We start from the raw sequence: 19266 nt of genomic DNA, 5'->3' as shown, positions 1-19266 counted from the left end.
GGTAAGACCCGAGCCGGTCGACGGTATCGGCCTATCCTGTCGACATGCCGTCGCGGGTGGACCTGCTGCCGACCGCCGGACGCTGGCATCAGTGGGGAGCGGCGGCCTATCTGGCCATGCTCGCGCTCTATGCCGGGGCCGCGACGTCGCAGGGGACGGGCTCCTCGGGTTTGCACCGGCTCTACGTCATGCTGGGCGCGGCGGCTGTCATCGCCGTCGCGGCCCTCGTCATCGGCCACCTACTCGGCTGCGGACGTCGCCGTGCGCTGCTACTCGGCTGGCCGATCGCGGCGCTGGTCACGACGACGGTGGCCGGCCTGCTCGCCCCGGCCGCCACGCGTGATCTTCCCGGCACCATCACCATCACCTTCGCCTATGCGGGGCTGACAAATCCGCCTCGGCGGTCGTTGCTCCTGTTGCCCTTCGGTGTGCTCGCCTTCATCGTCGGTGGCGAACACACCCTCCCCGCCGCGATACCGAGGGTCGCCGCCGCGGCCGTGATGTGGGTGCTCATCGCCGAAGTGCCGGCGTGGCTGATCGCGCGCCTCGACCAGCAGAGCAGGCAGCTGCGCGTGATCGCCCAGACCGACGCCTTGACCGGCTTGCTCGACCGGACCACGCTGGCACCGCGATTGGACGCCCACAGCGCTGATTCAGCGGTATTGCTGATCGACCTCGACGGTTTCAAGCGCTACAACGATGCCCACGGGCACCACGCCGGTGACGAGGTGCTGGTGCGATTCGCCGATACCCTGCGCACATCGATCCGTTTCGGCGACATCGGTTTTCGGATTGGTGGCGATGAATTCCTGGCCATCCTCGTCGGCGCCGATGAGGATGAGGCCCAGCGGGTGATCGATCGCATCCGGAGTCGATGGTCGGTGACCGGAGAGCCGGTGTCTTTCAGCGCCGGTATCGCGACAGGGACGACCGATCTGCTCAAGCTCGCCGATGAGCGGATGTATCAACAGAAGCGGCTGCGCCGGGAGCAGCGCGACTGAGCGCTGGTTCCCGCAGCCTTTACGGGGGATTTCCCCCTGGTGGATCCGTCGGCCGCACAGCAGAGTTGCCCGCGTGCTCACACTCTCCGATCGATCGGCGTTGCGTTCCCGGTGGACCGTTGCGCTGAGCGCAGGGACTGGCGTGCTCCTGGTGGCCGCATTCGTCCGAGGACCCGCCGCGCTGTTGCACCGGTCGTTTCCCGAGTATGCGGACGCCGACGGGATGCCCGACGCGGTGACCTCGGCGCTGACACGGTTCCTCAGTTCATCCGCGCCCGCCCTCCCACCGGAACTGGCTCGGCTTTGCGACTATTGGCTCCAGTGGCACGCCATCAAGATCGGGATCAGCATCGCGCTGGTGATGTCCTTCGCGATCCTGGCCGGCGCATGTTGGACGCGGTACCTGGGCGGGTCGGGCCGAGGCACCGCGTCACACGGGTTCGCGGCCAACGTCGCAGGCACGCTGGCCATCCTGGCCGGCTGGCTACTGGCCATCAATATCCAGGCCACTGCCGTCCCGCTGGTCGCACTGTTGCCGTGGATACCGCCGGGCACGCTGCCCGCCGACACACTGGCCGACAGTCCCGCAATGACCGAATTGCTGGAGCAGGTGAGTCGGTATCACTGGGTGCTGGCGGTGGGTACCGCGGCGCTGGCGGCGCTGTCCTCGGCGGGTGCGGTGGCGTCGTGGCGCCGGCGTACCGCCGCACGCGGCCGCGACCGGCGCGCCGCGCGGATGTACACGGCGCTGCTGACCGTGACCTCGCTCAATGTGGTGGCCGGGCTGCTGGCCGCCGCATACAGCGTCATCTCGGCGATGGACCCGGACGCATCGCTGCACGCGATCCTGGGAATGGGTTAGGGCCCCTCAGCCTTCAGCTTCCAGGTACGCCACCAGGGCGTTGGTCAGCCCGCGCCGCGCAAGATCCAGGTCGGAGTAGGAACCGAGCTGGCGCTCCGAGACCAGACCGCGCATCGCTCCCGGGATCAGCGTGGCGACCTCGCGCACGCGTTCCGGGTCGGCACCGAGATCTTCAAATGCGTTGCGGCAGATCTCCAACCACGACTGACCCCAGGAGTACAGCTCGGCCGCGGTTCTCGGATACAGCCGCTCCAGCTCGGCATGGTCGCGCGGCAACGCCGCGCGCAGGTTCTCGATGGCCCGCGAATCCGGCGAGTCCAGACCGTCGAAAAGGGTGTCGATGATGTTGGCGACGCGGTTGCTCAACACGGGCTCCGCGCCGAACGATGCGAACACATCGGCTCGGCGTTGTGCCGTGCGATGCAGCACGGCCGCCCAGAAGCCGTCGGCGTCGCCGAATTGGTACTGCACGGCGCCCCACGTCGCGCCGATGTCCTTGGCTATCCGGTTGGCCGATACCGATGCGGGGTCACCCGAGGCCAGCGCATTCAACGCGGCCTCCAGCATGTTTTCCCGGGTCGCCTGGCCACGCCGATTCGGGCGTCGCGCCGGCATCGAGGTCTCGGCCGTATCGGTCATCACCCGAGGATATCGCCCATCGCCGGAAATCATAAAGGGCACTATGCAACTTTCATTGATTATTCTATGCTTCCCGCATGGCCAAGCCGCCCCTTTCCATGAAGCCCACCGGCTGGTTCCAGGTCGCCTGGTCCGATGAGGTCGGCGTCGGAGATGTCCACGCCATGAAGTACTTCGATCAAGAGTTGATCGCCTGGCGCTCCGAGTCGGGTCAGGTCACCGTGATGGACGCCTACTGCGAACATCTGGGCGCGCACCTCGGATACGGCGGCACCGTCCACGGCGAAGTGCTGCAATGTCCCTTCCACGGGTGGCAGTGGAATCAGCAGGGCCGCAACGTCTGCATCCCGTACGAGAACCGACCGAACCGCGGGCGTCGCATCAAGACCTACCCGGTGACCGAGCGCAACGCATCGATCTACATCTGGCACGACATCGACGACCGCGAACCGTTCTTCGACGCCCCCGACGTGTTCGCCAGTTTCGGCGACGGCAGCAGCGAAGCCGACTACTACCCGCAGCAGCGACTATTCGAGCCGGGGCGCGAGATGCATCCGCAGTACGTGTTGGAAAACGGCGTGGATTTCGCCCATTTCAAGTACGTGCACGGCACGCCCATCAATCCCATCTTCACCCGACACGACTTCGACGACCCGGTGTCCTACGTCGATTTCACCATCACGTTCGAGGGTGATGACGGGCAGCGGATCGAGGACATCAACAGCGGCGTCGAGGCGATCAACGGCGGTCTTGGCATCGCGGTGACCAAGAGTTGGGGAATGATCGACAACCGCACCATCTCGGCCATCACCCCGGTCGACGAGCGCACCTCCGACATCCGCTTCATGGTCTACATCGGACGACCGAAAGCGCAGGTGCGCAACCCGGAGCGCGCCCGCGTCAAGGCCGAGGAGTTCGGCGCCGAAGTCATCCGGCAGTTCCGCCAGGACATTCACATCTGGTCCCATCAGCGTTATTCCGATCCGCCCGCGCTGGCCAGTTCAGAACTCGAAGGATTCACCGCGATCCGCAACTGGGCGCTGAAGTTCTACCCGGATGGCAAGGGCGGCAGTGCCGCCGACCTGGCTGCCCGAGCCACCCACTGACCGAACGAACTGACCCAGAAAGGTTTTCGATGGCAATCAAGGTTTTCCAGGTCGCGACCGGCAACGTCGGCTCCGAGATGATCAAACGGATCGCGGATCAGCCGGATCTCGAACTCATCGGTGTGCATTGCTATTCGCCGGACAAGATCGGCAAAGATGCCGGCGAACTGGCCGGGATTGCCCCCAACGGCGTGATCGCCACCGGCACCGTCGAGGAGATCATCGCCGCCAAGCCCGACGTGCTGACCTTCCACGGCGTGTTCCCCGACGAGGATCTGTACGTCAAAGTCCTTGAGGCCGGGATCAACATCGTCACCACCGCCGACTGGATCACCGGGTTCCACCGCGACACCAATCACCCGCACCACTCCGGTAAGCCCGTCACCCAGCTGCTCCAGGAGGCCTGCGAGAGGGGTGGCGCGACGTTCTACGGCACCGGAATGAATCCTGGGGTGAACCAGATTCTCGGCGTGATGTGCTCGGCCGATGTCGCCGAGATCGAGAACGTCACCACCATCGAATCCGTCGACGTGTCATGCCATCACTCGAAGGACACCTGGATCGAGGTCGGCTATGGGCAACCCGTCGACGATCCCTCGATCCCGGACAAGCTGCGCAAGTACACCGAGGTGTTCGCCGACTCGGTGTACATGATGGCCGACTGTTTCGGACTCGAGCTCGACGAGGTGAAGTTCGAATACGAGCTGGGCGCGTGCACCAAGGATGTCGACCTGGGCTGGTACCAGCTACCCAAGGGCTCCCTCGGTGGCAACTACATCAAGTACGTCGGCACGGTCGACGGCGTGCCGCGGGTCGAGACCCACCTGGAATGGCAGATGACCCCGCACACCGACCCCAGCTGGGATATCAAGGGCTGCTACATCACTCAGATCAAGGGCGACCCGAACATCTACAACAAGCACATGATCTTCCCCAAGCCCGGCGTCGACCTGTCGAACCCGGACAACTTCGCCTCCATCGGCATGACGGTCACGGGCATGCCGGCCTTGCACTCCATCAGGTCGGTGGTCGCGGCCAAACCCGGCATCATCACCAGTGCCGACCTCCCGCTGCGTGGCTTCGCCGGCCGCTTCAAGCTCTAGCGGCACTCGACCTTCAGGAGGGCCTAGGACGATGCCACACGCCAAAACCGTTCTGCGCGTCGTGCAATGGACAACCGGCAACGTCGCAGCCGAAGCGGTGCGCGCGGTGCTCGCCCGACCCGATCTGCAGTTGGTGGGCGCCTACGCCCACTCCCCGGAGAAGGTCGGGGTGGATGTGGGGCAGTTGTGCGGCCTCGGCGACGACATCGGCGTCCGGGCCACCGATGACGTCGACGCGCTGCTCGCTACGCGGCCGGACTGCGTCGTCTACAACCCGCTGCACTTCAATCCCGCGGAGGTACAGCGGATCCTGCGCGCCGGTGTCAACATCGTCACCAGCGCGGAGTTCCTCACCGGCCGCAATCTCACCGACGACGAGCGCGCCGATATCGATGCCGCGGGCCGGGCCGGCGGAGCGACGCTGTTCGGCAGTGGCATGAATCCCGGTTTCGCGCAGCTGGTGGCCGCCATCTCCAGCGGGGTGTCGACCGACGTGCGGCGGGTGTCGATGACCGAGTCGGTCAACGTCGCCTAGTTCATCGGTGATGCCAACTTCCAAGCGGTGGGCTGGGGTCGACCCAAGGACGATCCGGGCCACGTCGAGGATGTGCGCCGCGGCACCGCCGTGTTCGCCGAGGCGGTCGACGTCCTCGCGCGCCTCACGAACGTCGAGCTCGACAGCATCGACTGCACAGTCGATTTCGCCCACACGACCGAGGATGTGATCGCCGACGGGGTGTCCCTGCCCAAGGGCCACGTCGGCGCGATGGACGTTCGGTGGTTCGGCGTGGTCGACGGTCGAGAGGTTCTCACGGTCACGCAGCGCTGGGTCGCCACCGAAGCACTCGACCCGCCGTGGACCGTCGAGCACGGATACCGCATCGAGGTGGTCGGCGACCCGAACGTGCACGTTCGGGTCGATCTGATGCCCACCGATGCCGATCTTGCCGATCTCACCCCGCAGCGGATGCGCAGCATCGGCCTGCGGATCACCGCGGGTCCGTTGATCAATGCGATTCCGGCGGTGTGTGCGGCGACGCCCGGTATCGCCACCTACGCCGATCTGCCCGCCATCGCGGCGCACATTCCGGCTGCGGCGGCGATGCAGAAGAGTCTCTGACCGGCCGGCGTCGATCGGGAAAGAACCGGCGAGCGATGCGCTCACCGAACAACGCCATCTGGAGTGGAGCTAAGGGGAATCGAACCCCTGACCTTCTCGATGCGAACGAGACGCGCTACCAACTGCGCTATAGCCCCTTGACCGGTTAGGAGGCTACCAGGAAGACCCTCGGCAACCGAAACCGGCTGCTACTGACCGGCCGCGCGCGGCAGATCGTAATGCCGCGCGAACGATGCGTAGTCCAGGTGCTCGAAGATCGGGTCCTCGTCATCGATGTCCAGCACGGCCGCCCCGGGGCGGCGCAGCCGTGCGGGCACGACGTCGAACTCGCCGTCCTCGGTGTTCTCGACACCCAGGCGCGACCGCATCATCCGCTGGGCGCGGCGGCGGCGCAGCTGCTCCTCGATACGCGTCTGACGCCGCAGGTATGCCAGGTACAGCACGGTGACCGCACCGGCCATGCCCGCCAGCCACCACAGGCTGGGTGAGGCCACCAGGGCCAGCACCGTGGACATCATCAGCGTCACCGACATGCCCAGCAGCATCCGCTTACGGAAGGTGTACTTGCGGGCGCTGACGGCCTGCGCCGTCTTGGATTCGTAGCGGTTGCGGCGGGCGCTGGCCATCGATTCGGCCAGCTCCGGATCGCCGGCGACATCGTCGTCCTCGACCTCAAGACCCGCGGTGTCCTCGACGTACTCGTAGTCGTCGGCCTCGGAATCCTCGGACGCCGACTCCTCGGCAACGTCCTCGGTGGCGCGCTCGACGGTCGGTTCGGCCTTCGCCTCGGCGCCGTCGAAGTCGAGGGTCAGTTCCTCGGTCACCGGCGCCTCGGGATCCTCGACACGCAGGGTGCCCATGGGCAGCGCACCGGAGTCCTCGTCGACGATGTCGACATCCAGATACGGCGATTCGGCGGGCTCCTCGGCCGCCGCGGCGAGCACGACGGCACGCTTGCGCTGTCCGGTCTGCTCGTCGAGCTCGGCCTCCAGATCGGCGTCGAACTCGTCGGTGGCGGCGGGTTTCCAGTCCGGGTCGCTGTGGTGCCCGGCGCTGGCCCGTGGCCGGCGCAGGCGCGCATTGCGCCCCGAATTGAGCACCCGCGTCGCCAGGGCGACGTCACTGGTGCGCCGGACATTGTCGCGCTTGCTCACCAACATCGGCACCAGCACGAAAAGCCAGAGAACGACGAGGGAGATCCACAACAGAGATTGGGGGATGCTTGGCATGTCGCCTGCTCCTTTCCCCATCAGGCTAGGTCGGTGACCTGCGCATCCATGTGCGGCGCGCCGAGGTCAATTACACACCTGTAATTCACCAGATACAAGCACCATTAGTCACTTAAGTCACATCAGTAACAATTTCTGTCTCCGAGTCGCGAATTTCCGGCATAACGGGACCTCCACGACCCGGATCCGCACACTTCACGGGTAAGTCAGGTCCAGCTGGCCCGGCCGGCGCGCACCAGGGTCGCGGCCACCGAACCCTGGACCTCTTCGATGGTCAGCGCCACCAGCAGGTGATCGCGCCACGCACCGTCCACATCGAGGTACCGCTTGAGCAGCCCCTCCTCGCGGAATCCCGCCTTCGCCAGCACCGCCCGGCTGGCCGCGTTCTCCGGCCGCACGGTGGCTTCCACCCGGTGCAACATGACCGGCCCGAACGCATGGTCCAGGCCGAGCGCCAGCGCCGCGGTGGCCACACCCGCGCCATTGGACTGTTTTGTCACCCAGTAACCGATCCATGCCGAGCGCAACGCGCCGTGCGTGACGTTTCCGATCGTGAGCTGACCGGCGAACTGACCGTCCAACTCGATGACGAATGGCAGCATCCGACCCCGCCGAGCCTCACCACGCAGACCCGAACACACCGCGGGCCACGACGAAATGGTATGGCGCGCTTCCCAACTCACCTCCGAGCTGGGCTCCCACGGCTCGAGATGGGCGCGCTCGGCCAACCGCAATCGGCTCCACTGGGCGCCGTCACGCAATCGCACGGGCCGCAATGTCACCACCCCGGCAGGCACACGCAGTGGACCCACCGGCACCGGCCAGCCAGGGTGAGCGGGGCTGGTACGCCAGCGGTTCACATTTACCCGCGTTGCGCCAGGAAGGCGACGTCGACGACCTCGCCGGTACGAATCTGCTCGGCCTCACTGGGCACGATCACCAGACAGTTCGCCTCGGCGAGGGTGGCCAGCAGATGCGACGACGCGCCGGGCGCGCCGCCGAGGGCCTGCACCAGATACTCGCCGGTGTCCTGATCGCGCATCAGCTGTCCGCGCAGATAACCCTTGCGACCCGCGACAGAAGAGATCGGCGCCAACGTCCGCGCCTGGATCACCCGCCGCAGCGGCTGCCGCTTACCCAGCGACATCCGGATCAGCGGGCGCACCATCACCTCGAAGACCACCAGCGCGCTCACCGGATTGGCCGGCAGCAGGAACACCGGCACCCCGTCGCGACCCAGCTGCCCGAAACCCTGGACCGAACCGGGATGCATCGCGATGCGCGCGACCTCCATCTCGCCCAGCTCAGCGAGCACCGCCCGCACCGACTCGGCCGCCGCTCCCCCGACCGCGCCGGCGATCACGACCACCTCGGATCGGCTGATCTGCCCCTCGACCACCTCACGCAGGGCCGCCGGATCGGTGTCGACGATACCGACCCGGTTCACCTCGGCGCCGGCATCGCGGCCGGCCGCGGCCAGCGCATAGGAGTTCACGTCGTAGACCTGGCCGTTGCCCGGCGTGCGCGATACGTCGACCAGCTCGCCGCCGACCGACAGCACCGTCATCCGGGGCCGCGGATGGACCATCACCTTGTCACGTCCGACGGCGGCCAGCAGACCCACCTGGGCCGGACCGATGATGGTGCCCGCCCGCACCGCGACATCGCCGGGCTGCACGTCGTCACCGGTGCGCCGCACATACGCCCCGGAGCGGACACCGCGCAGCACCCGCACCCGGGACTGCCCGCCGTCGGTCCAGCGCAACGGCAACACCGCATCGGCCAGCGTCGGCATCGGCGCACCGGTCTGCACCCGCGCAGCCTGGCGCGGCTGCAGCCGACTCGGGGTCCGCGCACCCGCCTCGATCTCACCGACCACCGGAAGACTGACCTCACGGTTCAGCCCGTCGTCATCGGTACCGCCGACCGACAGCACATCGACACTGCGCACGGCGTAGCCGTCGATGGCGGCCTGGTCGAACCCCGGAAGGGGTCGTTCGGTGACGACCTCCTCGGCACACATCAGCCCCTGGGATTCGGCGATGGCGACGCGCACCGGCCGCGGAGCCACCGCAGCGGCCGCTACTCGAGCCTGCTGCTCCTCAACCGAACGCACTGCATGCCTTTCTCCTCTTCGAAGACCCGCCGTGCGTCGTCAGTTCTCGGCCAGGCCCAATCGCTCGACCAACCAGCGCCGCAGCTCCGGTCCGTAGTCGTCGCGTTCTAGCGCAAAGTCAACCGCAGCCTTGAGGTACCCGCCGGGATTTCCCAAGTCGTGTCGGGAGCCGCGGTGCACCACCACGTGCACCGGATGCCCCTCGTCGATCAACAACTGGATGGCATCGGTGAGCTGTATCTCTCCGCCGACGCCGCGGTCGACGCGCCGCAGCGCGTCGAAGATGGCGCGGTCCAACACGTAGCGGCCCGCCGCGGCATAGGGCGAGGGTGCGTCCTCGGCCTTGGGCTTCTCGACCATCCCCTTGACCTTGAGCACGTTCGGATTGGCCGCATCGGGCACCACCTCGACGTCGAAGACGCCGTACGCGCTGATCTCGTCGCCGGGCACCTCGATGGCGCACAGCACCGAGCCGCCGCGCTTGGCGCGGACCTTCGACATGGTTTCCAGCACACCGGTCGGCAGCACCAGGTCATCGGGCAGCAGCACCGCGATGGCGTCCTCGTCGGGCAGCAACTTCTCCTCGACACAACCGACGGCGTGGCCGAGGCCCAACGGCTCGGCCTGCACGACGGCCTCGACCTTGATCAGTGCCGGTGCGCGGCGCACCTTCTCCAACATCACGTGCTTGCCGCGGGCCTCCAGCGTGCCCTCCAGGATGAGGTCCTCGACGAAGTGCGCGACGACACCGTCTTTGCCTTCGGAGGTCACGATGATCAGTCGCTCACCGCCGGCCTCGGCGGCCTCGGCGGCCACCAACTCGATACCCGGGGTGTCCACCACCGGCAACAGTTCCTTGGGGACGGTCTTCGTGGCGGGAAGAAAACGCGTCCCCAGACCAGCCGCCGGGACGACGGCCGTCCGCGGAATCGGTACCTCTGCCTGTGTCATCGTTGACACATTAATCCCCATCGGGGGTTCAGGCGAAGGGTGTCGGCGCAAAGGTGGCAATCCTGACGAAACCGGACTTGCGACGACAGATCTCGGCGGCACGCCGCGCACTGCCCGCCGCGGTCCGTGAGCGCGAAACACGGTCACTGCAAACGCACATGGCGCAGTTGACCGCGGATGTCGAGATCATCGCCGCCTATATCCCGGTGGGTTCGGAACCGGGTGCCGCAGTCGATGCGGTACCGCTGCTCGACGGTCTGTCCGGCCTGCGCATCCTGCTGCCGATCGCCCGTGCCGGGCAGCCGATGCAGTGGGCCGTGTACCACCGCGACGCGCTGGTGCCTGCGCCGTTCGGCCTCCGCGAACCGGCACCGCCCTGGCTCACCCCCGAGACGATCGCGCAGGCCGACCTGGTGGTGGTCCCCGCGCTCGCCGTTGCCCGCGACGGCACCCGACTGGGCCGTGGCGCGGGTTTCTATGACCGGGCGCTACACCTTGCCGACCCGACGGCCGCACTGGTCGCGGTCGTGCGTGACGACGAGCTGCTCGACACCATCCCCGCCGAATCGCACGATGTCCCCGTGACGCACGCCCTGACGCCCGGCGGTGGACTCATACCGTTGGGTCATCGGGAATGACCGGGGCCACATAGCGGTTTTGGCACTTGGGCCGGTAGAGTGCCAATCAGTTTTACTGTCTCGGAGGGTTGTCGTGCCTACCTATTCCTATGCGTGTACCGAGTGTGACAATCGGTTCGACGTGGTTCAGGCGTTCAGTGATGATGCGCTGACCGCGTGCCCGAAGTGCAACGGACGGCTGCGCAAGCTGTTCGGCAAGGTCGGCGTGGTCTTCAAGGGCAGCGGCTTCTATCGCACCGACAGCCGCGACTCGTCCAAGTCATCGAGCTCGAGCTCCAAGAGCAGCAGCAGCGAGAGCTCATCGAGCAGCTCGTCGGACTCCGGTTCGTCCTCGAGCTCGTCCTCGAGCTCCCCGTCGGGCACGTCGTCCACGAGCACGTCATCGTCGAGTTCGTCTACCCCGGCGGCCGCCTCCAGCTGATCCCGCAGGGGTTATCCACAGGCCCACCGGTGCGCTCTTCCGCCGTCTGCCCCACCGTCTTAGCGTGGCCGGATGGGGGAATCGCTCGATCCGACGGTCCTGACGCGGATGCGCGCCGCGCTACGGCCCGACTGGACGCGGACCGTCGCCGCACGGCGCACGGCGGCCGGGATGCTGGTGGTCTTGGCCGCGGTGCTCGCCCTGCGCCCAGATCCAGCCGGTGAGCGCATCGATGTGGTCATCGCCGCGGCCGATCTGGCACCCGGTTCCCCGCTGGCCGCCGGCGATCTGACGGTCGAGTCCCGGCTGACGGCCACCGTGCCCGACGGTGCGCAGACCGATATCGGTGATGTCGTCGGCGCGCACCTGACCGCACCGGCGCGCCGCGGTGAGGTGCTCACCGACGTCCGACTGCTGGGCACGCGCCTCACCGAGGCCACGGCCGGTCCCGACGCGCGGGTCGTGCCCATACCGCTGTCCGACGCGGCCGTGGTCGAGCTGATCCGCCCCGGTGACATCCTCGACGTGCTGGCCGCACCCGACTCCGGCTCCCCACCTGAGCTGATCGCCACCCGTGCCGTGGTCGCGATGGTGTCCGCCGAGGCCGACGGACCGTCCCCGGGAACACAGCGCGTCGTCATGGTGGTGTTGCCCCGCCAGGCCGCCACGGCGGTGGCCGGTGCCGCGCTCACCGGACACCTCACCGTGACGTTCCACTGATCCACCACCGCACCGTGCACTGCCATACTATTTGCGGAAACTGGCTCAACGAACTGCTGGAAGGGTCCCCGCATGCTCAAGGGTTTCAAGGAGTTCCTGCTCCGCGGCAATATCATCGACCTCTCGACCGCGGTCGTCATCGGTACCGCGTTCACCGGATTGGTCACCGCGTTCACCGACAGCATCATCCAACCGCTGATCGACCGGATCGGCGCCGGCGGCGACTCCGATTACGGCATCCTGCGCATCCCCATCGGCGGCAATCAGACCATCGATCTGAACGTGCTGTTGTCGGCGACCATCAACTTCGTCCTGATCGCCGCCGTGGTGTACTTCGTGATCGTGCTGCCGTTCAGCAGGTTCCGGAAGGAGAAGGAAGAGACCGTCGAGGCCGAGGTGGTACTGCTGACCGAGATCCGCGATCTGCTGGCCCAGCGCCCGGGACCGACGGCCGAACAACGCCTGGATCCCGACACACCCAGGCCCACCGTCTGACGAAGCCCCACTCGTGGAGAATGCCCGACCGGATACCGGTCGGGCATTCTTGCGTCTGGAGTCGTACTGCGAATGCAGAGAACCCCGCCTTGCCGGAAACCGGCGAGGCGGGGTTCTCTATGTCAGTGCGGTGACGACCTACTGCAGGCCGCGGCCGGTGGCGCCGGGGGCACGCACCAGCGAGCACTGCGGGCCGGTGTTGGCGCCGTTGAAGAACGAGGCGTTCCACGGGCTGGAGGGGTTCACGTTGATCGCGACCCAGGCGTCGGATCCGACCTCCGTCGGGCCCTTCTCATCGACGGTCTGCTTGGGGGTGTTGCCGTCGGGTACGTACACCGACGAGGTGCTCAGGGTGCCCGCGCTGGTCTCGCACCGCTTGGCGGTTGCGACGGCGGCCGACTGCGGCGAGGACACGACGCCCTGCGATCCAACCTCGGCCGGGGCGGGCCCGGTGTCCTCATCGGCAATAGCGGTGCCTGCCCCGAAGGTCAGCAACGCGCAGGACGCGGCAAATGCACCGATGCCGACGATTCCGGCTTTCTTGACGCGATCAATGGCTTCGGCCATCAGTGAAACACCTTCCATTTCCGAGACACGCACGGACTGTGGCCCGAGCCGTTAATTGCAATAAGAGAATAGCAGGCAAACCCCCGTCGCGCTTGCCAAACAAGCACCCAACACAGCGCGGGAATGCCTAGGACGAGCAGCGCCGAGGACGTCGAAACAGCAAGTCGCCAAGGCGTTTTCACAAGTCGCACGCCGAAGCAACACATACGGCCACAACGGCTGGTCGTCGAAATGAAGATCGGCCCCCGGCATACACCGGGGGCCGATCATCAGCGCGAGAGAAACAACGTCAGTTCATGTTCCACGGTTCACCGTAGGTGGTGACGCTGTCGCCCAGACTCGAGACCAGTCGAGCAAACGGACGGAGCAGCACACCACCGGCGGCACCGGTGACGGTTCCGTGAGCGTTGGACACCGCGACGGCACCCTCGGGGCCGGCGACCTCGGTGGAGAAGGTCGCGACTTCCTGGATACCCGGGCCGTTGCCGAGGTCGGCGCTGATCGAGGCGCCGGGGAACAGCGGCGGGGTCGCGATCTCACCGATCACGGGGAGTGCGCCACCGATACCGGTGATGCCGAAGCCGGGGTCACCGCTCAGGGCGACGTTGGGGGTGGTGTAGCTGAAGTTGATACCGACGCCCAGCGACCACGGGAAGCCAACCTGGTAGCCCAGCTCCAGGACACCTTCGAAGTCCTCGGCGCCCGGGCCGGACACGATGTACTTGGCCTTGCCGGAGTGGAACCACTCACGGGTCAGGCGGTTGCGGTCGAGGGGGAACACGCCGTTGAGGAAGGTGTCCCACTGCTGGATCGTGAGGGTGCGATCCTTGCCGTCGACGAGGCTGAGCTCGTTGTCCAGGCCTGCGTTCGAGGTGCCAGTGCTCACGAACATCGCCGCGATCGCCGCGATCATCGCGAGAAACACCCGACTGATTGTCTTCATGTTCTCCCTAAGCTGTGCCGACGGTTTGTCCACCGTGTTGTTGAAGTACCACCCCGGCCCTAAGCCGGAACTTCACACCCCGCAAGAGCTTCATGTGACTGGAATTAGAAACTTCACATTTAGTTCTTACGGATTGCTCATCGTTGACCAGAGCAACATAACGGTGCGGCATCCACCCGGCAACGCGTACGTACAAGCGATCGTACGACGAGAGAACGGGCCGAGAAGTTTGCTGGGGCAGCGCATCACCTACATCTTGGGCGGCGGGAAGAACGCGGCAACATAGCGTGGCCTATGTTGCCGCGCACCCGGGGGTGAATACCAAGAACGGCTGGAATCAGGACGATTCCAGCCGTTCGAGGCGAAAGCACTGCTCAGCCGTGGTGCGGCGGCACGTTGTCGCGGAGCCACCGATCACGGTCGGCGTGGTCCTCGCGCTGATCGCTGTCACGCTCATCGCGCGTCGTGTTCGGAAGTTCCTCTCCGAAGACAGCGTTAACTACATCCCTCCGGGCCCGTTGCGGCCCGCTCACAGTGGAGCACCCACTGTGAGCAAGATCACTTTCTGGCCGGGAATTCTGTTCACCTGACCGTAACCTTCCGGACTCGAAAAGAATGCGCCCACCTGCATGGTTACCCCCTGCGACCATCCACGCGAGCGTCAGATGTCCAACCGCGAGAGCTGGCCGATGACCTGAACCGCTAGTGGCGAGAGCGTCGCCATGCCATCGCGAACCGCGGCCCGCGAACCGGCGATGTTGACCACCAGCGTGCTGCCCGAGATACCGGCGAGCCCGCGCGAGACCCCCGCATCGACGATGCCCGCCGACAGGCCCGATGCCCGCAGCGCCTCCGAGATGCCCAGTAGCTCGCGGTCCAGCAGGTCCACCGTGGCCTCCGGGGTCACGTCGCGTGGACTGACCCCGGTGCCGCCGACCGAGATGACCAGGTCGACACCCCCGATCACCGCGGTGTTGAGCGCGTTGCGGATCTCCACCTCGTCGGCGGAGACGACCACGACACCGTCGACGAGGAATCCGCTCTCCGCCAACAGCTCGGTGACCAGCGGTCCGCTGTGGTCTTCTTCGTCCCCGTGTGCCGTGCGATCGTCGACGACGACGACGAGCGCGCGGCCGACCATGTCCCCTGGTTTCTCCATGCCTGTCACCGTATATCCGGCCGACGACAGCGACGCAGACAAGGTGGCAGCCAACTCGGTCACCACTGCCGGAGCAAGGTCGATCTCGTTGGTCACTTGTCGGCCTTACCCAGGGTCACGTCCATCGTCTGGGATCCGCCGGGACCATCGAAGGTCAAGGTCACCTTGGTGCCGGGGGCCTTGGACCGCACGGCGGCCACCAGCGCATCGGCACTGTTGATCACCCGGCCGTCGACCTTGGTCACCACCACACCGCTGGGCAACCCGGCCGCGGCCGCCGCGCCGCCCTGGGTCACCTCGACGATCTTGGCGCCGTCGACGGATGCGTCATTGCCCACCTGCACACCCAGCGAGGCGTGCGAGGCCGAACCGCTCTGCACCAGCTCATCGGCGATGCGCTTGGCCTGGTCCACCGGGATGGCGAAGCCCAGCCCGATCGAACCGCTCTGCGAGCCGCCCGAGGAACTACCGAGCGTGGCGATAGCCGAGTTCACGCCGACCAGCTCGCCATTCATGTTGACCAACGCACCGCCGGAGTTACCCGGGTTGATGGCGGCATCGGTCTGGATGGCGTCGAGCACGGTGTTCTGGTTCTTGCTGTCACCACCGGCGGCAACCGGGCGGTTGAGCGCGCTGACGATGCCGACGGTGACGGTGCCCTCCAGGCCGAGCGGCGAACCGATCGCGACCACGTCCTGTCCGACGCGCAGGTCCGAGGACGAGCCGAGCGTGATCGGCGTCAGGTCCGAGACACCCTCGGCCCGGACCACGGCGATATCGCTGCTCGGGTCGGTGCCGACCACCCGGAACGGCGCGCTGCGGCCGTCGGCGAAGGTCACCTTGGTCTCTGCCCGTCCGCCCGGTGCGTCACCGGTGGCCACCACATGGTTGTTGGTCAGGATCAGCCCGTCGCTAGACAGGATGATGCCCGATCCCTCCTCGGAGGCCCGGCCCAGATTCGTCTCCAGTTTGACCACGCTGGGGACCACCTTGGCCGCGACCTGCTCGACCGATCCGGCCGGGACGCTGGCCGCGGGCTGGCCCGGGGTGGCGCCGCTGCTGCTGGAAAAGCTGGTGGCCGGCCGGTCGGGAGTGGCCAGCACCGCGACGCCGCCGCCGATACCGGCCGACACCACCGCGATCGCCAGCGCGCCGGCGAGCAGACCGCCTGTGCGTGAGCGCTTCTGGCCACCGGCACCGGGGCCCTGGGCCGGCCGGTACGGGTCGTACTGCGGGCGCGGCTGCTGGCCGTGCGGCTGCTGGCCGTGTTGCTGTGACTGCGGATGGGGTTGACGTGCGTAACGCCAGTCATAGGGCTGTGTGTAGCCGCCGGGGTATCCGCTGGACCGCCCCTCGTAACCGGAGTCGTATCCACTCGGGCCGCTACCCGCTTGGGACGGAGGCGGGGTGTACCTCGGGTGGTTCGTCATAGGTCTGGTCGCTCTCTCTACTCAGCGGATCAGTTACTTCGTACAACGCGTTACGCACGCTCACAGTGCCGAACTGGGCTGAGAATCCACTTAGAGAAGTACCCGGTGGTCCCCTATGAATTCGCACAGAATTCCCCCCGCGGATCGCCCGCGCCGTCAATTGTGGGTCGCGGCGGCGGCGGGGTCCACGATCAGTCCCCGCGTGTCGCCGCCGGCGCCATCGCCCCGACGGCGTCGTCACCGTCGGGCAGCACCCGTCGGCCCGGCAGCACGATCCTGACCGTCGTCCCCGTCGGGTCGCCTCCGGGGACCGCCTCCTCGACACCGATCGTGCCGCCGTGCTTGAGAACCACCTGTTTGACGATGGCCAGCCCCAGCCCCGATCCCGGCATCGCGCGCGCCGAGGTGGACCGATAGAACCGCTCGAAGACGAGGTCCCGCTCATGCGGCGGGATGCCCGGGCCGAAGTCGGTGATGGCCAGTTCGGCATGCACCGCGTCGCGCTGCCACAGCCGCACCACCACCCGGCCGTCGGTCGGGCTCCATTTGGCGGCGTTGTCGAGAACGTTGAGTACGGCCCGCGAGAGTCCCGCGGGATCGCCGTCGACCTGCCAGTCGATCAATTGCACGTCGAACTCGATATCGTTGCGGCGCCGCCGGACTCGCTCAAGTGCGCGGTCCACCACGTCGGGCAGATCCACCTTCTCCCGAACCGTCACGCCGGCATCGTCGCGGGTCAGGTCGACGAGATCGCCCACCAGGGTGGACAGCTCCTCGATCTGGGCGATCACATCGGCTTGCAGTTCGGTCATCTCACCGTCGGGTAGCCGCGGCGCCCCGGGCGCCATCGCCGCCATGAGCAGCTCGACATTGGTGCGCAGCGAGGTCAACGGCGTGCGCAGCTCGTGGCCCGCGTCGGTGACCAATCGCGCCTGGCGCTCCCGGGATTCGGCCAGCGCCCGCAGCATCATGTTGAACGAATGGGTCAACCGGGCCAGTTCGTCGGTGCCGACCACCGGGATCGGACGAAGGTCGTCGGTGCGCGCCACCCGCTCGGCCGCCCTGGTCAGCCGGGCCACCGGGCGAAGCCCGGCGCGGGCCACCATGCCGCCGGCGATGGCGGCGACCGCCATGCCCGAGGCACCGATGATCGCCAACGCCGTGCCCAGCCGATTCAGCAGGGCGATCGTGGCCGCCAGGCTCTTGGAGATCAGCAACGAGTTCCCGTCGGCCAGGTGCACCGCAAGAACCCGCTGGTTGTTGGTGGTGCGCAGCGACATGAGCAGCTCACCTTGGACGACGGCCTTCTCGGGCGCACCCAGCGGCAGCGTCTGACCCTGCTGGTTGGCGGTGTAGATGTAGCGGCCGGGGCTCACCAGCATCGCGTTCACGTCGGAGTAGGCAGTGCCTTCGATCGCCTTGCCCGGATCGGCTGCCAGCGAGCCGCTTTCGATGAGCAGCTGGGCACGGCTGTGCAACTGGGTGTCGATATCGTCGTAGACCGATCGCGACACCACGGCGTACACGGCGACGGCCATCAGCACGACGACCATGGCCACCATCGACATCGCCAGCAGCATCACCCGCCAGCGCAACGAGACGGTGCTGACATTGCGGCTGTACCGCCGCTGCGGGGACTGCCCGGAATCCCGGCTCTTCGGCCGGCGCAGCCGCAGCCTCACGGCGGGGTTTCGCGCAGCACGTATCCGACACCACGCACGGTGTGGATCAGCCGCGGCTCGCCCTCGGCCTCGGTCTTGCGGCGCAGGTAGCCGACATAGACCTCGAGGGCATTACCCGAGGTCGGGAAGTCGAAGCCCCAGACCTCTTCCAGGATCCGGCTGCGGGTGAGCACCCGCCGAGGATTGGCGATGAGCATCTCCAGCAGCGAGAACTCGGTGCGGGTCAGGCTGATCGACCGGTCCCCGCGGGTGACCTCGCGGGTCACCGGGTCCAGGCTCAGATCGGAGAAGGTCAGCGCCCGGTTGTCGGCGGTCTCCTCGGGGGTGGCCCGGCGGCGCAGCAGCGCACGCATCCGGGCCAGCAGCTCCTCGAGCGCGAACGGTTTGGGCAGGTAGTCGTCGGCCCCGGCATCGAGTCCGGCCACCCGCTCGGATACCGAGTCGCGAGCGGTCAGCACGAGGATGGGCAGATCGTCACCGGTGCTGCGCAGATGCCTGCATACCTCGAGGCCGTCGAGCCTCGGCATCATGACATCGAGAACTACAGCGTCGGGTCGATCGCTGGAAATGGCCTCGAGGGCTTCGACACCGTCCTGGGCGAGATCGACGGCGTAACCATTGAACGACAGCGACCGACGCAGCGATTCACGCACAGCACGGTCATCGTCAACGACAAGAATGCGCACAGCCACAGTGTCATCCCTCCATCTGAGAGCGACCTGAGAGGCGCGCCGACCTACTTACGGTCGAGGTCGACCAGGCCCAGGCGTGCGGCCTTGAGCAGGCGACGCGGCACCTTGCGCTGCTGACCGGCGACGGACACGGTGACCAGGCCGGTAGCCTCGGCCTTCCACTGCGCGCGGCGGCTACGGGTGTTCGAGCGCGACATCCGGCGCTTGGGCACAGCCATGATCGAGATCTCCTCTTGCGGGGTTTCCGCCGCGCAGTAAACAGCGACGGCAATGTGCACCACAGGATAGCCCGCACCGCCGGATGCCTCCAAACCGCCGAACGCGCGGCCCCCGCTGGGCAAGACTGGACCGCGGCGACGGATCCGCCCCGGCCCCTTGACGCGATACCGTCG

General features: G+C 67.0%; 23 protein-coding genes and 1 tRNA gene. 11 read left to right on the top strand and 13 right to left on the bottom strand.

Annotated elements, in window-relative coordinates; genetic code table 11:
* The first annotated feature begins 44 nt into the window (after positions 1–44).
* The gene (locus tag G154_RS12925) at positions 45–1001 is read left to right on the top strand and encodes a GGDEF domain-containing protein (RefSeq protein WP_019510437.1); all 957 of its coding nucleotides are present in this window, start codon (positions 45–47) and stop codon (positions 999–1001) included.
* Between the two features lie 73 nt (positions 1002–1074).
* Positions 1075–1863: a hypothetical protein gene (locus G154_RS12920; RefSeq protein ID WP_131701286.1), complete on the top strand. Its 789-nt coding sequence runs from the start codon at positions 1075–1077 to the stop codon at positions 1861–1863.
* A gap of 6 nt (positions 1864–1869) precedes the next feature.
* Here the strand turns inward: G154_RS12920 and G154_RS12915 are convergent, their stop codons facing one another.
* Entirely contained in the window at positions 1870–2502 is a 633-nt protein-coding gene (locus tag G154_RS12915) for a TetR/AcrR family transcriptional regulator (protein WP_019510435.1), read from the bottom strand.
* Between the two features lie 77 nt (positions 2503–2579).
* Here G154_RS12915 and G154_RS12910 point away from each other — a divergent pair, with 77 nt between their 5' ends.
* From G154_RS12910 to G154_RS25550, 4 genes are read left to right on the top strand one after another with little or no spacing between them, the layout of a single operon-like run.
* Complete coding sequence (locus tag G154_RS12910; protein WP_019510434.1) at positions 2580–3608, top strand: Rieske 2Fe-2S domain-containing protein; 1029 nt, start codon at positions 2580–2582, stop codon at positions 3606–3608.
* A gap of 29 nt (positions 3609–3637) precedes the next feature.
* Positions 3638–4711, top strand: a complete 1074-nt coding sequence (locus G154_RS12905; protein WP_019510433.1) for a dihydrodipicolinate reductase — start codon at positions 3638–3640, stop codon at positions 4709–4711.
* Positions 4712–4742: 31 nt separating this feature from the next.
* Positions 4743–5246 carry a hypothetical protein gene (locus G154_RS25555; RefSeq protein WP_019510432.1) on the top strand — a complete coding sequence of 168 codons (504 nt, stop codon included), beginning with the start codon at positions 4743–4745 and terminating at the stop codon, positions 5244–5246.
* Positions 5247–5273: 27 nt separating this feature from the next.
* The gene (locus G154_RS25550) at positions 5274–5831 is read left to right on the top strand and encodes a hypothetical protein (RefSeq protein WP_019510431.1); all 558 of its coding nucleotides are present in this window, start codon (positions 5274–5276) and stop codon (positions 5829–5831) included.
* A gap of 64 nt (positions 5832–5895) precedes the next feature.
* On the opposite strand, the gene G154_RS12895 is transcribed toward G154_RS25550, so the two are convergent.
* From G154_RS12895 to G154_RS12875, 5 genes are all read right to left on the bottom strand, one after another.
* Positions 5896–5968: transfer RNA gene (locus G154_RS12895), tRNA-Ala, on the bottom strand.
* A 51-nt stretch (positions 5969–6019) separates the two neighbouring features.
* Positions 6020–7060: a gephyrin-like molybdotransferase receptor GlpR gene (gene glpR, locus G154_RS12890; RefSeq protein WP_019510430.1), complete on the bottom strand. Its 1041-nt coding sequence runs from the start codon at positions 7058–7060 to the stop codon at positions 6020–6022.
* Between the two features lie 206 nt (positions 7061–7266).
* Positions 7267–7920 (bottom strand): GNAT family N-acetyltransferase, encoded by a 654-nt coding sequence (locus tag G154_RS12885; RefSeq protein WP_023986212.1) that lies wholly within the window; start codon positions 7918–7920, stop codon positions 7267–7269.
* A gap of 2 nt (positions 7921–7922) precedes the next feature.
* Positions 7923–9176, bottom strand: coding sequence for a gephyrin-like molybdotransferase Glp (glp, locus tag G154_RS12880; RefSeq protein ID WP_023986213.1), 1254 nt, complete (start codon positions 9174–9176; stop codon positions 7923–7925).
* Positions 9177–9215: 39 nt separating this feature from the next.
* Positions 9216–10127 carry a UTP--glucose-1-phosphate uridylyltransferase gene (locus G154_RS12875; RefSeq protein WP_019510427.1) on the bottom strand — a complete coding sequence of 304 codons (912 nt, stop codon included), beginning with the start codon at positions 10125–10127 and terminating at the stop codon, positions 9216–9218.
* A 53-nt stretch (positions 10128–10180) separates the two neighbouring features.
* Here G154_RS12875 and G154_RS12870 point away from each other — a divergent pair, with 53 nt between their 5' ends.
* The 4 genes from G154_RS12870 (at position 10181) to mscL (ending at position 12401) form a co-directional block, all read left to right on the top strand.
* Entirely contained in the window at positions 10181–10765 is a 585-nt protein-coding gene (locus G154_RS12870) for a 5-formyltetrahydrofolate cyclo-ligase (protein WP_019510426.1), read from the top strand.
* 73 nt (positions 10766–10838) lie between these two features.
* Positions 10839–11186: an FmdB family zinc ribbon protein gene (locus G154_RS26000; protein WP_081650003.1), complete on the top strand. Its 348-nt coding sequence runs from the start codon at positions 10839–10841 to the stop codon at positions 11184–11186.
* Between the two features lie 72 nt (positions 11187–11258).
* Positions 11259–11906 (top strand): SAF domain-containing protein, encoded by a 648-nt coding sequence (locus tag G154_RS12865; RefSeq protein ID WP_019510424.1) that lies wholly within the window; start codon positions 11259–11261, stop codon positions 11904–11906.
* 72 nt (positions 11907–11978) lie between these two features.
* On the top strand, positions 11979–12401 hold the full coding sequence (gene mscL, locus G154_RS12860) for a large-conductance mechanosensitive channel protein MscL (protein WP_019510423.1): 423 nt from the start codon (positions 11979–11981) through the stop codon (positions 12399–12401).
* 138 nt (positions 12402–12539) lie between these two features.
* Here mscL and G154_RS12855 read toward each other — a convergent pair whose 3' ends face one another.
* Positions 12540–12968, bottom strand: a complete 429-nt coding sequence (locus G154_RS12855) for a hypothetical protein (RefSeq protein ID WP_131701287.1) — start codon at positions 12966–12968, stop codon at positions 12540–12542.
* A 289-nt stretch (positions 12969–13257) separates the two neighbouring features.
* Complete coding sequence (locus G154_RS12850) at positions 13258–13911, bottom strand: MspA family porin (RefSeq protein WP_019510421.1); 654 nt, start codon at positions 13909–13911, stop codon at positions 13258–13260.
* 287 nt (positions 13912–14198) lie between these two features.
* Here G154_RS12850 and G154_RS26435 point away from each other — a divergent pair, with 287 nt between their 5' ends.
* Positions 14199–14501 (top strand): hypothetical protein, encoded by a 303-nt coding sequence (locus G154_RS26435; RefSeq protein WP_155944847.1) that lies wholly within the window; start codon positions 14199–14201, stop codon positions 14499–14501.
* Positions 14502–14572: 71 nt separating this feature from the next.
* Here G154_RS26435 and G154_RS12840 read toward each other — a convergent pair whose 3' ends face one another.
* The 5 genes from G154_RS12840 to rpmF form a co-directional block, all read right to left on the bottom strand.
* A complete protein-coding gene (locus G154_RS12840; protein ID WP_023986214.1) occupies positions 14573–15070 on the bottom strand; it encodes a molybdenum cofactor biosynthesis protein B in 498 nt (165 codons plus the stop codon).
* 92 nt (positions 15071–15162) lie between these two features.
* Positions 15163–16500, bottom strand: coding sequence for a S1C family serine protease (locus tag G154_RS12835; protein WP_019510418.1), 1338 nt, complete (start codon positions 16498–16500; stop codon positions 15163–15165).
* A 191-nt stretch (positions 16501–16691) separates the two neighbouring features.
* On the bottom strand, positions 16692–18095 hold the full coding sequence (locus G154_RS12830; RefSeq protein WP_234713046.1) for a HAMP domain-containing sensor histidine kinase: 1404 nt from the start codon (positions 18093–18095) through the stop codon (positions 16692–16694).
* 83 nt (positions 18096–18178) lie between these two features.
* Positions 18179–18868 carry a response regulator transcription factor gene (locus tag G154_RS12825; RefSeq protein WP_031601671.1) on the bottom strand — a complete coding sequence of 230 codons (690 nt, stop codon included), beginning with the start codon at positions 18866–18868 and terminating at the stop codon, positions 18179–18181.
* A 50-nt stretch (positions 18869–18918) separates the two neighbouring features.
* Positions 18919–19092, bottom strand: a complete 174-nt coding sequence (gene rpmF / locus G154_RS12820) for a 50S ribosomal protein L32 (protein WP_023986216.1) — start codon at positions 19090–19092, stop codon at positions 18919–18921.
* Between the last annotated feature and the right edge of the window lie 174 nt (positions 19093–19266).

Origin of the sequence: Mycobacterium sp. VKM Ac-1816D (assembly GCF_000416385.1) — a bacterium.
Taxonomy (GTDB): Bacteria; Actinomycetota; Actinomycetes; order Mycobacteriales; family Mycobacteriaceae; genus Mycobacterium; species Mycobacterium neoaurum_A.
This window is presented reverse-complemented; position numbering and strand designations above follow the sequence as displayed.

What these genes read in the sequence shown, in the direction of transcription:
- G154_RS12835 (WP_019510418.1), bottom strand. Translation starts at nt 16,500, where the DNA reads ATGACGAACCACCCGAGGTACACCCCGCCTCCGTCCCAAGCGGGTAGC.
- G154_RS12925 (WP_019510437.1), top strand. Translation starts at nt 45, where the DNA reads ATGCCGTCGCGGGTGGACCTGCTGCCGACCGCCGGACGCTGGCATCAG.
- G154_RS12915 (WP_019510435.1), bottom strand. Translation starts at nt 2,502, where the DNA reads ATGACCGATACGGCCGAGACCTCGATGCCGGCGCGACGCCCGAATCGG.
- G154_RS12865 (WP_019510424.1), top strand. Translation starts at nt 11,259, where the DNA reads ATGGGGGAATCGCTCGATCCGACGGTCCTGACGCGGATGCGCGCCGCG.
- G154_RS12905 (WP_019510433.1), top strand. Translation starts at nt 3,638, where the DNA reads ATGGCAATCAAGGTTTTCCAGGTCGCGACCGGCAACGTCGGCTCCGAG.
- glpR (WP_019510430.1), bottom strand. Translation starts at nt 7,060, where the DNA reads ATGCCAAGCATCCCCCAATCTCTGTTGTGGATCTCCCTCGTCGTTCTC.
- G154_RS12850 (WP_019510421.1), bottom strand. Translation starts at nt 13,911, where the DNA reads ATGAAGACAATCAGTCGGGTGTTTCTCGCGATGATCGCGGCGATCGCG.
- rpmF (WP_023986216.1), bottom strand. Translation starts at nt 19,092, where the DNA reads ATGGCTGTGCCCAAGCGCCGGATGTCGCGCTCGAACACCCGTAGCCGC.
- G154_RS12910 (WP_019510434.1), top strand. Translation starts at nt 2,580, where the DNA reads ATGGCCAAGCCGCCCCTTTCCATGAAGCCCACCGGCTGGTTCCAGGTC.
- G154_RS12840 (WP_023986214.1), bottom strand. Translation starts at nt 15,070, where the DNA reads ATGGAGAAACCAGGGGACATGGTCGGCCGCGCGCTCGTCGTCGTCGTC.
- G154_RS12875 (WP_019510427.1), bottom strand. Translation starts at nt 10,127, where the DNA reads ATGACACAGGCAGAGGTACCGATTCCGCGGACGGCCGTCGTCCCGGCG.
- mscL (WP_019510423.1), top strand. Translation starts at nt 11,979, where the DNA reads ATGCTCAAGGGTTTCAAGGAGTTCCTGCTCCGCGGCAATATCATCGAC.
- G154_RS12855 (WP_131701287.1), bottom strand. Translation starts at nt 12,968, where the DNA reads ATGGCCGAAGCCATTGATCGCGTCAAGAAAGCCGGAATCGTCGGCATC.
- G154_RS25555 (WP_019510432.1), top strand. Translation starts at nt 4,743, where the DNA reads ATGCCACACGCCAAAACCGTTCTGCGCGTCGTGCAATGGACAACCGGC.